Raw genomic sequence first — 15,223 nt, forward strand, 5'->3', positions numbered from 1 at the left:
CAGTATTTTTAATGCTAAATTTGCGTTTGAGCGACTTTACTTTTTGGACATCGTAATATCATTAAATTTTTTGACACTTAATATAAATATGATATAATATGTTCGTTATAAAAATATATCTCAAATAACATTAAGACTGTCTAAAAAGTCAAATTCACTCAGGCAGCTCGATTGCTTATCCTTAAAATTATTCATTCTCAGCCGTCGCTCAAACAATACATCGTGTATTGTTTCGCTCAAAATCACATCCATGTAATTTTGACGGCTTCCATTCATAATTTTAAGGGCAATCTTCGAGCCTTCGTTTCATTTGAGACTTTTTGGACACCCTTATAACATTATCAAAATAAAAAGAGGTGATTTTATATGGAATTAAGAGATTTAATTCAAGCGGAAATAGAAAGATACAACAAAGATTTTAAAATTATAGAAAAAGATATAGTTTTAAAACCACAAGATGTTGCTCGATATATAGACCATACCATTTTAAAAGCAACGACAACACCAGAAGATATCAAAAGAATATGTAAAGAAGCTAAAGAATATAAATTCTTTTCTGTTTGTGTAAATCCAGCTTATGTTCCACTTGCAAAAGAGGAATTAAAAGATTCTGATGTAAAAGTTGCTACAGTTATAGGATTTCCTTTGGGTGCAAATGCCATTGATGTAAAAGCTTATGAAACAGATATAGCTTTAAATGATGGTGCAGATGAATTTGATATGGTTATAAACGTTGGAATGTTAAAAAGTAAAGAATACAAATATGTTTATGATGAAATAAAAGCAGTTGTTGAAGCTGCTCAGGGAAAAACCGTAAAGGTTATTATAGAAACATGTTATCTAACAACTGAAGAAAAAATTGCAGCATGTGTTATATCAAAAGAAGCTGGCGCTCATTTTGTTAAAACATCTACAGGTTTTGGTACAGGTGGAGCAACAGTTGAAGATGTAGCTTTAATGAAATTTGTTGTTGGAAATAAATTAAAAGTTAAAGCTTCTGGTGGAGTTAGAAGTTTTGAAGATGCTGAAAAGATGATAAAAGCTGGTGCAGAAAGAATTGGAGCCAGTTCAGGAGTTAAAATCGTAAGTGGTGAAAAATCAGAATCTGATTATTAAAAAAAACCGGATTTATCCGGTTTTTTTTAATATTTTTTAATTTGTAAGAACTCAAAATTTATGATAAAATATAAATAAATTGTTTAAAAAAGGTGATAAAATGAAACTTTTTTATTTCCAAGGTAAAAATTTTAGTATATCAATAAATGGTTATATAGTAGGTAAAAATGATATAGATGCGCTTAAAAATATAGATAAATCCATAGAAATAGAAAAGTTTGAATACGTAAAAAAAATAAATTTCAGAAAATTAAATACAAAAGAACATTTTAAACTAATAAAAATGCTGAAGGCGTTTATATCATCTGGACTGCAATTTTTTGATGCAATATTGTTTATAAGGGAAAATCAGGAAGTTTCACAAAAAATAAAAATAGCCTTGGACTTATTGATAAACAACATAAAAATTGGCATGCCATACAAAAATGCTATGGATTCTAACACCTATTTTGATTATGAATTTAGAAAATCATTGTCAAAAGCATCTGATAATAATGAAATGTTAAAAATATTGAAAAGACTTGAAAATGTATATGAAAATAGAATAAAAAACACACAGGAGATAAAAAATTTATTATCTTATCCTATTCTGCTCTTTTCAGGGGTAATCAGTTTGTTATTATTTTTACAATTTATGATTATTCCAATATTTAAAAGTACATTCAATACCAGTTTTAATTTTAACATATCATGGTTTCTGGTAGGTGTTATATCAAGCATAACAGCAACATTAATATTATTATTAAAAAACAAAAGAAAATTTGATAGTATATTGTATAAAATTCCAATAATAAAAAAAATATACAGAAAATATGCTTTACTGGAATTTGTTGAAACAACATTAATATTCGTTGAAAGTGGGTATACAACTTATGAGGCATTTGAAAAGAGTTCAGAAATTTTGTCATCAAAGAAAATAAAAGAAGATATAATACACATCTTAAACAAACTTGAAGAAGGGAATGATATCATAGATATTCTCCAGAAAACCAATTTAAATGAATTGCTTTTTAGCATTTCACTATCAAGGGATTTAAGCGATTTAAAACAACCCTTTAAAATATTAGAAACAGAATTAAATTTTGAAATAAATCAAATAATACACCGAATAAAAAAGCTTTTAGAGCCAGTGTTGATAATGGTTATATCTTTAATAATATTAGAGGTGGCATATGGGTTTTATGGTGGAATATTCAATACAATAAATAATATAGGGCTATGAAAAAGGGATTTATATTATATGAAATGTTAATATTAATATTAATCGAAAGCATTATGTTCATCAGTTTTGCCATAGTTATAAAAACCTCTTTTTTTGATGATATAAAAAAGAGAATAGACTTTATTGAAATGATGAATTATTTTGTGCAGATAAAATATCATTCAATAAATTTTGAAGATCAAAGCACAAAAATAGTAATATCAAATAAAAGTTATTTTGATGGAATAATATATAAAGAAATACCGTATAAAACACAGGATTATACAAAAATTTTCAACTTTTACAATCTCATATTAAAAAGTCCAGGAAATACATTAAGAATAAAAGATGCAAATTTAGTAATCCTTCCTATAACCTCGTCATTTAGATGGAGTGGTATAGAATGGTGACAAAAATCTACTATAACAAAAAATTTATTCATAAATACAAAAACAGTAAGTTTAAAAACATAAAAATAAATATAGTTGATTATTATGGAATAATAAAAGAATTCACCGGGAAAAAAGAATTGGATAAATATATAATAAAAAATTCCAGAGATAATAACATCTCAACTCAAAAAGTGAAATACATAAAATTAAAAGAAAACATATATTATCTTTATATAACCAAATTCACGAATAAATATAGATATTCGCTGTTATTTGACTATACAATCCCATTAAATTATTTATTATGGAGTACATTAAAAAATAACACAGATGAATTTATAACCTTTAGTGGAAATCAAAATAATATAGTATTTCAAAAATCATCATCGAGTTACATATATGGAATATATATAGACGAACCAATTGGAGAAAAAATAAATCTGGAAACCTTTTTTGAAAAAGAATCCATAACAAATACAATAAAAGGATTAGAAAGGGAATTAAAATGGTAGTATTCAAATCAAATGTCAGATATATACTAAATATAATTTCATATATACTGTTGATATTTTCCATAATAATACTAACAATATCATATTTTAAATACCAGAATAGAATATATTTAAAAAAAATTGAACAAATAAAAATAAATCAAAATATAATAGCCACCTATAAAACAAAAATTGACACGGCAAAAAGAGCAAATGAGAAAATATATAAATTTTTGGATTTTTTAGAACAGATAAAAGCACCGGTATATATACAATCCATAGAATACACCCCTTCAACACTAAGTGCAACAATACTAATAGAAATAATAGATGGACTAAAAATAGTCTCGCCATATCAGATAAAAGAAATAGGAACCCTTGATTTATTATACAAACAATATAAAATACTGGAGCTAAAAAAATGATATACAGATATGCAATATCAATAATATTAATAATTCTCTCAATAATAATCTTAACTCAAAAACCCGAAAATAAAAAAGAGAATATAATTCCATATTTTTCAGTTTCAGATATAAAAGAAGAATATATAAATCCAGAAATAAAATCAGAAGAAATAAATGAAATATTATCAAAATTAAAAGCGGAAAAAGGTGTGATTATAGAAAAGATTAAAATAGATTCTAATTATAACTTTGATTCAAATACATATTATTCAATATACATAAAAAGGAATATACCCACAAATACTAAAATAATAAAAAATTATGAGTTAAAAAAATACAAAATATTTGATTTTTTAAAAATAGATCTGGAAAAATTATGGCAAAATGCATCAGATGCACCAAGTCCGGAATTTTTTCAATTTTCTGGTGTAATAACAAAAGAAAATCAAAAAAAAGCATATATATATTTTAATGGAGTTTTAAAAGAAATAAATGAAAACATGCAGCTGGGAAATTACAGTGTATTAAAAATATTCAACAATGGTGTATTATTATTTGATAGAAATAAAAAACAATTTGAGGTGCTCAGATGAAAAAAATAACCTTAATAATATTTATACTATATTCCTTGGTAATTTTTTCATATCAAATAAAAATAGATTATATAGACAACAAAAATATTATAGAAGTTACAGGAGTTTCAACAGATACAAGAGTTTTTCAAAACAATACAAAAACAGATTATAAAATACAATTTAAAAATGTCAAATTTGAAGAAAAAGAGTATATATTACCAAAAGGTCCGATAAAACTAATAAAACAATATGATAATATAATAGAAATTATAATGCTATTTCCAACGCAACTAAACATTGACAAAACAAATATTGATAAAACAAATATTAAAACATCAAATAAAATAAAAATAAAAATAACAGCAGAAGGGAAAAAACGATTAAATGATGAAATATTTCAGTTTAAAAAAATAAAAGCGAAAGATTTGCTTGAAATACTACTAAAAGAACTTGGGTTTAATCAATATTATTTAACCGAAATGCCTGATAAAGATATATCTTTAAATATAAAAAACTTTTATCCTGAAGATTTATTCAGATTAATTATAGATTCTACAGGCATATATTATAATTATATAGGTAAAAATAATATATACATATCGAAAAACCCATTATATAAAAACAATTATCCAATTATAAATTCAAAATACGAAAATAATGAAGATTTATATGAAGTAATACAGACTGATATAAATATATCCAGTCTTGTGAAACTTATAGATATACAATATACCAGAATATATGAAGGGTTATATATTCTAAAAGGCGATAAAAATAAAATAGAAATGATAAAAAAAATAATAGCAAAAATACCAATAAAAAAAACCATGTCAGAAGAAACAAAAAAGGTAACTGTAGAAAAAGAGAAAGTATATAAAGTATTTGAATATAAAATCCCTCAAAAAAACATAATAAAATTATTCAATATAGAATATACTGAGATATCTGATAATATAATATTATTAAAAGGTTTTAAAGAAGATATAAAACTTTTTGAAGAATATTACTTTCAGGCATATACACTTTATGAAAAACAAAAAATAGGAAAGTCAAATAAAACAGATATTAAACAAATGAATTTACAACAAATAGAATCGCAGGCCACAATTACAGTAGTGAAAACAAAACTACCAATAGAAAAATTATCGAATATTTTAAGTTTAGAAATAAGCAAGTTAACAGACGAAATATATATTATAAAAGGAAAAAATAATAATATAGATATACTGAGTAATATAATATCAAAAATTCCTCAACCACAGGTAAATAAAATTAATAAAAAAGATAACATAAAAAACATAGAAACAGATGAAAAAATTGAAATAATAGAATCAAATTTAGATTTATATCCATTTAATAAAATTTTTAAAAATATTATAATCCAAAAGATAGAAAAAAATTATATAATAAAAGGAACACCACAGGCAATAAATACAATAAAAGAATTTAATAAAAAATACAATGTTACTCTAACAAATGATGCCACCAAAAATGGCATTACCAATAAAATAATAACTGATAGTGCAACGGTGACCAATGACTATTACATTGCAATAAAAAATGATGAAATTGAATATTTTGAAAAAATATCAAAAAGTATAAATATAACCTATAAAATAATATATGAAAACGAAACAGGAAAGATTATAAAAATCACAGCAAACGAAAAGCAAAATGAAAAGTTTAAAAAAATATGGACATTAAAAGAAAAAATAAAAGAAGAAAAAACAATAAAAAAACCAGAAACCATCGATAAAAACAATATTAATAGTAACAATAAAAACAAAATTGAAGAATATGAAACGCTATATAAATTGGTTGAAAATTATGCTCTGAAAAACAATATATCGTTAATCAATAATGAAAAGTTAAAAGATATAAAAATATACAATAATAAAGTTCAAAACATAGAAGACTTATTATTAAAAAATGGATATTATATTGAAAAAGGAAAAGATATTATAATAGTAAAAGAAAAAATTCCAGAAATAATTTCCATAGAAATTGCAATAGTGGATTCATCAGTATTAGAAGAAACGATAAAAAATATAGAATCAAAAATATCATCAAAAAGTATAATAGATTCAATAAATCAGGGAATAATAAATCCTCAATTATATAAAGAAATACTGGATACCGCAATAAAAAGTAAAAATATTGATTCAAAAGCAAATACCAAACTGGTATCAAAGCCGAGAGTTATATTAAAATCTGGAACAAAAGCGATTTTTAAATCAGTATACAGAATTCCTGTAATACAGGAAAATTCCATAAAATATATAGAGAGTGGATTAAATCTGGAAATATCTGGAAAATATATAGAAAACAAAGACCTCATAGATTTAAATATAAGTCTAAAAGTAGGCGAACCAGAAAAATCATCGGTATCAAATTATAATGCGGAAAATTCAAGAGAAATAAATACAAAAATGATATTGAAAAACAATTATGTTAGTATAATAGGCGGTTTAAAAATAATGAAAGAAGAGAAATTGAATTCCGGTATTCCACTGTTAAAAGATTTGCCCATAATAGGCTTTTTATTCAAAACAAATGAACAAAGAAATAGAGAATATGATTTGAATCTGTTTATATGGCCCAAAACAGTAAATTATGGGGGCGATTAATATGAAAAGATACCCTGTTGTGGCAGGGACGTTTTATCCAGAGAATAAAAAAGAATTACTTGAAATGATAAGTGGATATTTTCCAGATAATAATAATCTGGATGATAATAAAGAAAAAAATTATATTAAACCAATGGGATTAATATCACCACATGCTGGATATATATTTTCTGGAAAAACAGCTTCATATGGATATTATGAAATCTTCAAAAAAGGTAAAATAAAATCTGTTATAATAATTGGACCTAATCATACAGGTATAGGTCCAAATATTTCTGTCTATCCAGAAGGGACATGGATTACACCACTTGGAGAGCTAAAAGTAGATAAAATGGCGAAGACAATAGTAGAAAAATTAGAAATATCAGGAGATTATTCCGCACATCAATATGAGCATTCAATAGAAGTACAACTGCCTTTTTTACAATATTTGTATGGAAATACATTTAAAATAGTACCCATTATTCTTGGTGATCAAAGCTTATACACATCTAAAAAATTAGCAGAGGTATTAAACGAATTAATGGAAGATGGTATATTAATAATAGCATCAAGTGATCTGAATCATTATGAAAATCATGAAATAACCATGAAAAAAGGAGAAATGCTAATAAATGCGATACAGAGAAAAAATCCACAATTATTATACGAAAAAGTAAAACAATATAGTATTACTGCATGTGGATACGGATGCATAAATACATTACTATACATGAATTTTGAAAAAGTAAAAATACTAAATCATACAACAAGCGCTACTGCTTTTGGTGATTATGACAGAACCGTTGGATATTTATCTGCATTATTGGAAAAATAAAATTGGAGGTGTAATCATGATAGTTGAAACTGAACTTGGAAAGGTAACCATAAAACCAGAAGTATTTAATGAAATAGTGTATAGAGCAGCATTAGAATCATATGGTACAGTTGATATAGGTAAAGGTGGATTTCTAAATAAATTAACCTCAATGCTTCAAAAACCACAAGAAAAAGGTGTTGAAGTAATAGAAGAAAATAACAGAGTTATAATAAACCTATATATTTATATGGAATATGGATTGCCTTTAAAAAGAGTTGCATCAAATGCACAGGAAAATGTATATCATAGAATAAAGGAAGCCTTGGGGGATGTCGATGTAGTTGTAAATGTAAAAGTCGTGGGAATAAAATCATAAAGAGGTGAATACAATGACAGAATTAAATGCAAAAGACTTTTATGTGGCATTCAAAAAGGCGGCCGAAACATTATTGGTAAACAAAGATGAAATAAATGCATTAAATGTATTTCCTGTTCCTGATGGAGATACAGGTTCAAATATGTCCTCAGGAATGCTTGAAGCATGTGAATGGCTTGACAAAGTTAAAAATAAGGACAAATTAAAGGATATAATGAAAAATATGAGAGACGGATTATTAATGGGAGCAAGAGGAAATTCCGGAGTTATACTTTCTCAAATATTCAGAGGTTTTACTGAAACACTTGAAGATAAAGAAACAGTAACAACAAAAGATTTTATAGAAGCATTAAAAAACGCAAAAGAAGTTGCATACCATGCTGTAATAAAACCAGTAGAAGGAACAATGCTCACATTAATAAGAAAAGTTGCTGAAAGAGCAGAAAATGAATTATCTGAAATAAAAGATTTTGAAGAATTTCTGGACAAATTATATGAAATTTCCGAAGAAGTGGTTGAAGAAACACCAAAATATCTAAAAAAATTAAGAGATGCTAATGTTGTAGATGCTGGAGCAAAAGGTGTTAGCTATATAATAAAAGGATTCAGAGACGCAATAAAAGGCGATACAACAATAAATCTAAAAGAAATAGAAGGTGCATCAGCAGAGCAGATAAAAGAAATAGCATATGAAGAAATAAAATTTCAATATTGTACAGAATGTGTATTAAAATTAAATAACTCAGAAATATCAAAAGAAGAAATAGACAAAATAAGGGCATTCTTAGAAGAACTCGGTGATTCAATCGTATTAGTTCATCAGGGAGAATTTCTGAAAACACATGTTCATACCAATAGACCAGGTAAGGTATTCGAAGAATTCATAAATTATGGCGAATTATATAAAGTAAAAGTAGACAATATGAAAGTTCAACACGAACACGTTGTAGAAACAGCTAACGCAGTAACCTCATCAGAAGAAGAGCCAATTTACGAAACAAATAATGAAAATTGGGGCATAATAACAGTATCGCCTGGTGAAGGAATAACAAAAATATTTAAAAGTCTTGGTGTAGATAAGGTTATTTTTGGTGGACAAACAATGAATCCGAGCGTAAAGGATTTTATGGAGGCTATAGAAACATTGCCTCAAAAAAAGATATTAATATTGCCAAATAATCCTAATATTATATTAACAGCAGAAAAAGTTGCAGATATGGTAAAAGACAAAGAAATACTTGTAATAAAAACAAAATATATACAGGAAGGAATTTCAGCTTTATTAGCTTTTGATGATAATATGACCTATGAAGAATTAAAAGAGGCAATAGAATCAGAAATATCTTCAATAGTGCCAATACAGGTAACCTATGCTATAAGAGATTCGGAAATTGCTGAAGAGAAAATAAAAAAAGATGAATACCTTGTATTTGTCGGCAAAGAATTAAAAGCGCATAGTTTTGATTTAACAGAGGCTGTAATAAAAGTGTTAAAAGAAAAAATCAATGATGGATATGAAATAATGACCATATTCTATGGTCAAGATATAGAATTAAAAACAGTGGAATTAATTGCAAATGAATTAATGGAAGATTTTCCGGACCTTGAAGTGGAAATTCACAATGGGTCACAACCACATTATCCATTATTAATTTCACTCGAATAGGGAGGAATTGACTTGTATATACAGGATTTAATATTAAAATTAGATAAATTTTGGTCAGAATATGGTTGCGTAATAGACCAACCATACGACATGGAAATGGGTGCAGGCACATATCACCCATCGACATTTTTTAAAACACTCGGTAAAGAACCATATAACATAGCCTTTGTTCAACCAAGCAGAAGACCTACAGATGGAAGATATGGTGAAAATCCTAACAGAATGCAGAGATTCCACCAATATCAGGTAATATTAAAACCATCTCCCAAAAACTCTCAGGAAATATATTTAGAATCATTAAAAGCGATAGGGATTGATCCTTTAGAACATGATATAAGATTTATAGAAGATAATTGGGAATCACCAACATTAGGTGCTTGGGGAATAGGATGGGAAGTATGGCTTGACGGAATGGAAATAACTCAATTTACGTATTTTCAACAAATGGGAGGAATTTCATTAAAACCTATATCACTTGAAATAACATATGGAATAGAAAGGCTTGCGATGTATTTGCAGGGAAAAGATAATGTATATGAAACCATGTGGAATAAAGATGTACCATATGGCAAATTATTTAAAGAAAACGAAAGGCAATTTTCCATATTCAATTTTGAAAAAGCAAATATAAAGACATTATATAACTTGTTTGAAACATACAAAAATGAGTTTGAATCACTAATAAAAGAAAAATTATATTTACCGGCATACGATTATCTTGTAAAAGCGGCACATGCATTTAATCTGCTTGATGCAAGAAATGCCATAAGTGTAAATGAACGTCAAAAATACATATTAATCATAAGAGACATGGCGAGAAAAACTGCCCGCACATATTTAGAAGAGATTGGGGGCGAAGGCAATGAATAAATCATTACTAGAAATAGGAGTTGAAGAATTACCATCAAGTGAATATGAAAATATAATAAAACAATTATATACATATACAGAAGAAGAATTAAAATCAAGAAACATATCCTATTCCAAATTACAGGTGTTCATAGCGCCAAGAAGATTTGGAATATTATTAGAGGGACTGCCTGAAAAAGAACCGGATAGAACAATAGAAAGAAAAGGTCCCGCAAAAAAAGTTGCTTTTGATGAAAATGGTAATCCAGCCAGACCATACCAAGGATTTTTAAACTCATTAAAAGGTGAAAATTATGAAATAAAAGAAAAAGAAATAAAAGGCAATATATATATGTTTGCAAAAATAAAAAAAGAAGGTAAAAAAATATCTGAAACTCTATCGGAGATATATCCATCAATAATAAAAAAATTAAGATTTAAAAAACCAATGAGATGGGGTAATGGTGATTATGAATTTATAAGGCCAGTACACTGGGTAGTGGCATTGTTGAATTATGATATAGTAGACTTCGAATTGTTTGGAATAAACACATCGAGAAAAACATTTGGACACAGATTCCTTGGAAAAGGTGAAATATCCATAAACCATCCGGAAAATTATTTTAATGAATTAAGAGAAAACTTTGTAATAGCAGATTATACAGAAAGAAAAGAAAGAGTAGAAAAAGAAATAGAAGCAATTTCAACAAATAACGAACTAAAAATCGAAAAAGATGAGGAATTAATAAATGAAATAACACAACTAACCGAATATCCAACAGCAGTATTGGGATCATTTAATGAAGAATATCTGGATTTGCCAGAAGAAGTAATAAAAATTACAGTAAAACATCATCAAAGAAGTTTCGTAGCAAAAAAAGAAAATAAAATAACAAATTATTACGTTGCATTTCAAGACGGATTAAGCGAAGAAAAAAACGTTACAAATGGATATTCAAGAGTTATAAATGCAAGGCTTGATGATGCAAAATTCTATTATAAAGAAGACCTGAATACAGATGAAGAAACATATCTATCCAAATTAAATGAAATAACCTATCAAGCAGGTCTTGGAACATATTTAGACAAAGTGAAAGCGTTAAAAGAAATATCAAAAATAATAGCAGAAAAACTCAACTACAAAAACCAAAATCTATTAAAAGCAGCAGAACTCTCTAAAATAGATATTCCCACACATATAGTATATGAATTTCCTGAACTTCAAGGAACAATGGGAAGAATATATCTAAAGCACAAAGGTTATAAAGAAGATATATACATGGTTCCAGAAGAACATTATAGACCAATTGAAGAAAATGATGAATTGCCATCAGATTTGAACTCATTAATAATATCATTATCAGACAAATTATATGATATAATTGGTTTCTTTGGAATCAAAAAAATACCAACTGGTTCAAAAGACCCATTTGCACTTAGAAGAAAAGCATATGGGGTTTTAAGGATAATAATAGAAAACAATTGGGATATAGACCTAAATGAAATAATGAAAGAAATTGCAAAAATTATAAATATTGAATATCTCGAAAAAGAAATCGCAGATTTCTTTAAAGGTAGATTTGAAACATATCTATCTAAAAAAGGAATATCAACCGATGTAATAAATACAGTAACAATAAACTGGAATAAACCACTACGCGCATTAATATCAGCTCAAGCTTTAAATAAAGTAGTATACTCTGAAAACTTTAAAACATTCATAAAAACATTTCAAAGAGTACAGAATATATCCAGAAAACACGACTCTTTAAAATATGAAGGAAGATTATTTAAAGAAGAAGCAGAAAAACAATTATTCGATGAATACCTCACAGTAAAAAGCAAGATGGAAGAAAAAATAGAACATCTGGATTATGAAAGTGCAATAGAAGAATTATTAAAATTAAAAAGTGCAATAGACAATTACTTTGATAATGTTTTTGTTATGGATAAAGACGAAAGTATAAGAATAAACAGATTGGGATTTTTAAAAAACATAGCCAATTTATTCCTTGAATTTGGTGATATTGAAAAGTTGTATAGTTAATGATTTTGAAAATAAAAGTAATTATTGATTTTTAATTATTAATTTTTAATTATACGATGTCTAAAAAGTCAAATTCACTCAGGCAGCTCGATTGCTTATCCTTAAAATTATTCATTCTCAGCCGTCGCTCAGATTTTTCATCCATGAAAAAGCTTCACTCAAAAAAACATCCTGTTTTTTTGACGGCTTCCATTCATAATTTTAAGGGCAATCTTCGAGCCTTCATTTCATTTGAGACTTTTTAGACACCTATTTAAATTTAATTACTATTATAAATTATTGATTTTTAAATTATATTCAAATTAGACTTTTTAGACATTCCATTATGTTCACGTAAATTGATAATTTCAGAAAATAATACTCTCACGTTATTTTTTTGAGATTATTAGATTTTTTTAATTTTATATGTAGCGAAGGCTTGAAAATTCCCGAATGGAAGGATTACGTGAGCCGTCAAAATCACAAGGATGTGATTTTGAGCGCAGCCGAGCACGGATGCGAGTCTAAGCGACGGCGGCAAGTAATCCTGTAATGAGGAAAAGAATTTTCCGCCTGAGTGAATATAAAATAAAAAAATCTAATATAAAAAATATAAAAATTAAAAACGCAGATAGAAGCGGAGCTGGAATTTATGAAAATGGATTTATTAAATTACAGAAACATAAAAAAGTGCAAACATTTTGTTCCAATTTACAAAAGACCAACAAAATACTTCGAAATTAACTATGAAGGAATAACAATAGTAGCCAGCTATGATGAATACGACAATAGAAGAAAAACAGCAAAGATATCCAGAGAATCAAGAAAATTAAAATTAAACCATATATATCATATAATAGCTGTATATCTATACTTTCGAAAAAATGGAAAAGATGTCAGGGGAATAGAAGTAACCCTTGAAAATAAAGTCCATTATTTTTCTGAAAGATGGATAGAAAGAAAAATGCCATTATTAAAAAAAGAAATAGAATATTTTAAAACACCTCAGGAAAAAACACCAGGAAATCACTGTAAATTCTGTAAAATAAAGGTTCAATGTCACAGAGAATTACTAAAAAAAGGGGACATATCCATAGTTCCTGGCATATCAACAAGCTATCTGAAATTATTAAAAGATATAAATATCAACCCTATAAAAGCAGTAGAAGCAAATAAAATAGAACAGGTACCACCACAATTCAGAAAACCATTATATAATCTTAAATCATTACTTGAAAACAAACCAATAATAATAAACAAATTTGACATACCAAAAAAATACATAGTATATGATGTTGAAACATATAGAGACCTTGATTTCCTACACGGAATATTAATAAAAAACAAATATAAAGCATTTTTAAATTTGGAAAATATAGATGATAACCTTGAGAGATTTTTAAAATTCATAGATTCAACAAAAGATATAATAGTTCATTATGATGTTTATGACATAAAAAGACTTCAAATGATAACAAAAAACATATCACATCTATATAAATATCTCTACAAAATCGAAGACAGGTCATATGACTTATACGAAAAAATACAGAAAAATATAGCGATTCCAGTAACATCATATTCATTAAAAGACATAAGCAAATATTTTGGCTACAAATGGAGAACAGATTTAAACGGATATGCCATATTTATAGAGTACAAAAATTACTTAAAAGGACATAAAGAAAGTCTGGAAAAAATAATAAAATACAACGAAGATGATTGCAGGGCAACAGCAATGATAATGGAAAAATTAAGGGAGTTGATGAAATGAAAAGTGGATTTGTAGCAGTAGCAGGAAAACCAAATGTTGGGAAATCCACATTAATAAATGCGATAATGAAAAGAAAAGTGGTTATAGTGTCAGATAAACCACAAACCACAAGAAATAGGGTAAATTGCATATTGAATACACCAGATGCACAGATAGTATTGGTGGATACACCGGGGATACATAAACCATTACATAAATTTGGAGAATATATGGTAAAAATAGCAATAAACGCATTAAAAGGGCAGGATTTAATACTCTTTTTAATAGATCCAATAGATATGGTTAGAGAATCAGACCTGAACATAGCCAGAATAATAAAAGAATCCGGTATCCCCACAATACTGATAATAAACAAAGTAGATGCAGCAACACAAAATCAAATAGAAGAAGCAGAAAAAAGAATAAAAACAGTACTTGACGAAAAATCAAATGTCATAGCAGAATTCAAAATTTCAGCATTAACAGGTAAAAACATATCAGAATTACTTGAAAAAATAATAGAAGTATTACCAGAAGGGCCACAATATTTTCCTGAAGACATGACAACAGACAGGCCGTTAGCATTTATGATATCAGAATTAATAAGGGAAAAAATATTCCATTTAACCTCAGAAGAAATACCGCATTCTACAGCAGTAGTGGTGGAAGAAATAACAAATAAAGAAAACCTTATATATATCAGAGCAGAAATATATATTGAAAGACAATCGCAAAAAGGTATAATCATAGGGCAAAAAGGAAGAATGATAAAAAAAATAGGAATGCTCGCAAGAAAGGATATAGAAATGCTACTTGATGACAGAGTTTATCTTGATTTATATGTAAAAGTAAAAGACAAATGGAGACAAAAAGATTCGATAATATTAAATACAATAGGACTGAAAAACGACCTGGAATAAAAAAAGAATTTTTTGGATCGTGTAT

14 protein-coding genes are annotated in these 15,223 nt (G+C 27.0%); all 14 read left to right on the plus strand.

Annotated features, from left to right (window positions below; genetic code table 11):
• The first annotated feature begins 366 nt into the window (after positions 1–366).
• A complete protein-coding gene (gene deoC / locus X275_RS00495; RefSeq protein ID WP_047267031.1) occupies positions 367–1,116 on the plus strand; it encodes a deoxyribose-phosphate aldolase in 750 nt (249 codons plus the stop codon).
• 100 nt (positions 1,117–1,216) lie between these two features.
• Entirely contained in the window at positions 1,217–2,338 is a 1,122-nt protein-coding gene (locus X275_RS00500) for a type II secretion system F family protein (RefSeq protein ID WP_047267032.1), read from the plus strand.
• Complete coding sequence (locus X275_RS00505) at positions 2,335–2,727, plus strand: hypothetical protein (protein WP_047267033.1); 393 nt, start codon at positions 2,335–2,337, stop codon at positions 2,725–2,727. The genes X275_RS00500 and X275_RS00505 overlap by 4 nt, the downstream gene beginning before the upstream one ends.
• Positions 2,721–3,221, plus strand: coding sequence for a hypothetical protein (locus X275_RS00510; RefSeq protein ID WP_047267034.1), 501 nt, complete (start codon positions 2,721–2,723; stop codon positions 3,219–3,221). The genes X275_RS00505 and X275_RS00510 overlap by 7 nt, the downstream gene beginning before the upstream one ends.
• Complete coding sequence (locus X275_RS00515; protein ID WP_047267035.1) at positions 3,215–3,625, plus strand: hypothetical protein; 411 nt, start codon at positions 3,215–3,217, stop codon at positions 3,623–3,625. Before X275_RS00510 ends, X275_RS00515 begins: the two co-directional genes overlap by 7 nt.
• Positions 3,622–4,200 carry a hypothetical protein gene (locus X275_RS00520; RefSeq protein ID WP_047267036.1) on the plus strand — a complete coding sequence of 193 codons (579 nt, stop codon included), beginning with the start codon at positions 3,622–3,624 and terminating at the stop codon, positions 4,198–4,200. The genes X275_RS00515 and X275_RS00520 overlap by 4 nt, the downstream gene beginning before the upstream one ends.
• A complete protein-coding gene (locus tag X275_RS00525; protein WP_047267037.1) occupies positions 4,197–6,809 on the plus strand; it encodes a hypothetical protein in 2,613 nt (870 codons plus the stop codon). The genes X275_RS00520 and X275_RS00525 overlap by 4 nt, the downstream gene beginning before the upstream one ends.
• A 1-nt stretch (position 6,810) precedes the next feature.
• A complete protein-coding gene (gene amrB, locus X275_RS00530; protein ID WP_047267038.1) occupies positions 6,811–7,626 on the plus strand; it encodes an AmmeMemoRadiSam system protein B in 816 nt (271 codons plus the stop codon).
• 16 nt (positions 7,627–7,642) lie between these two features.
• A complete protein-coding gene (locus tag X275_RS00535; protein WP_047267039.1) occupies positions 7,643–7,984 on the plus strand; it encodes an Asp23/Gls24 family envelope stress response protein in 342 nt (113 codons plus the stop codon).
• 13 nt (positions 7,985–7,997) lie between these two features.
• On the plus strand, positions 7,998–9,650 hold the full coding sequence (locus X275_RS00540; protein ID WP_047267040.1) for a DAK2 domain-containing protein: 1,653 nt from the start codon (positions 7,998–8,000) through the stop codon (positions 9,648–9,650).
• 12 nt (positions 9,651–9,662) lie between these two features.
• The gene (locus tag X275_RS00545) at positions 9,663–10,520 is read left to right on the plus strand and encodes a glycine--tRNA ligase subunit alpha (protein ID WP_047267041.1); all 858 of its coding nucleotides are present in this window, start codon (positions 9,663–9,665) and stop codon (positions 10,518–10,520) included.
• Positions 10,513–12,546 carry a glycine--tRNA ligase subunit beta gene (glyS, locus tag X275_RS00550; RefSeq protein WP_047267042.1) on the plus strand — a complete coding sequence of 678 codons (2,034 nt, stop codon included), beginning with the start codon at positions 10,513–10,515 and terminating at the stop codon, positions 12,544–12,546. The genes X275_RS00545 and glyS overlap by 8 nt, the downstream gene beginning before the upstream one ends.
• Positions 12,547–13,177: 631 nt before the next feature.
• On the plus strand, positions 13,178–14,299 hold the full coding sequence (locus X275_RS00555; RefSeq protein WP_047267043.1) for a TM0106 family RecB-like putative nuclease: 1,122 nt from the start codon (positions 13,178–13,180) through the stop codon (positions 14,297–14,299).
• Positions 14,296–15,198 (plus strand): GTPase Era, encoded by a 903-nt coding sequence (era, locus tag X275_RS00560; RefSeq protein WP_047266783.1) that lies wholly within the window; start codon positions 14,296–14,298, stop codon positions 15,196–15,198. Before X275_RS00555 ends, era begins: the two co-directional genes overlap by 4 nt.
• Positions 15,199–15,223 lie beyond the last annotated feature (25 nt).

Source organism: Marinitoga sp. 1197 (assembly GCF_001021165.1).
Lineage (GTDB): Bacteria > Thermotogota > Thermotogae > Petrotogales > Petrotogaceae > Marinitoga.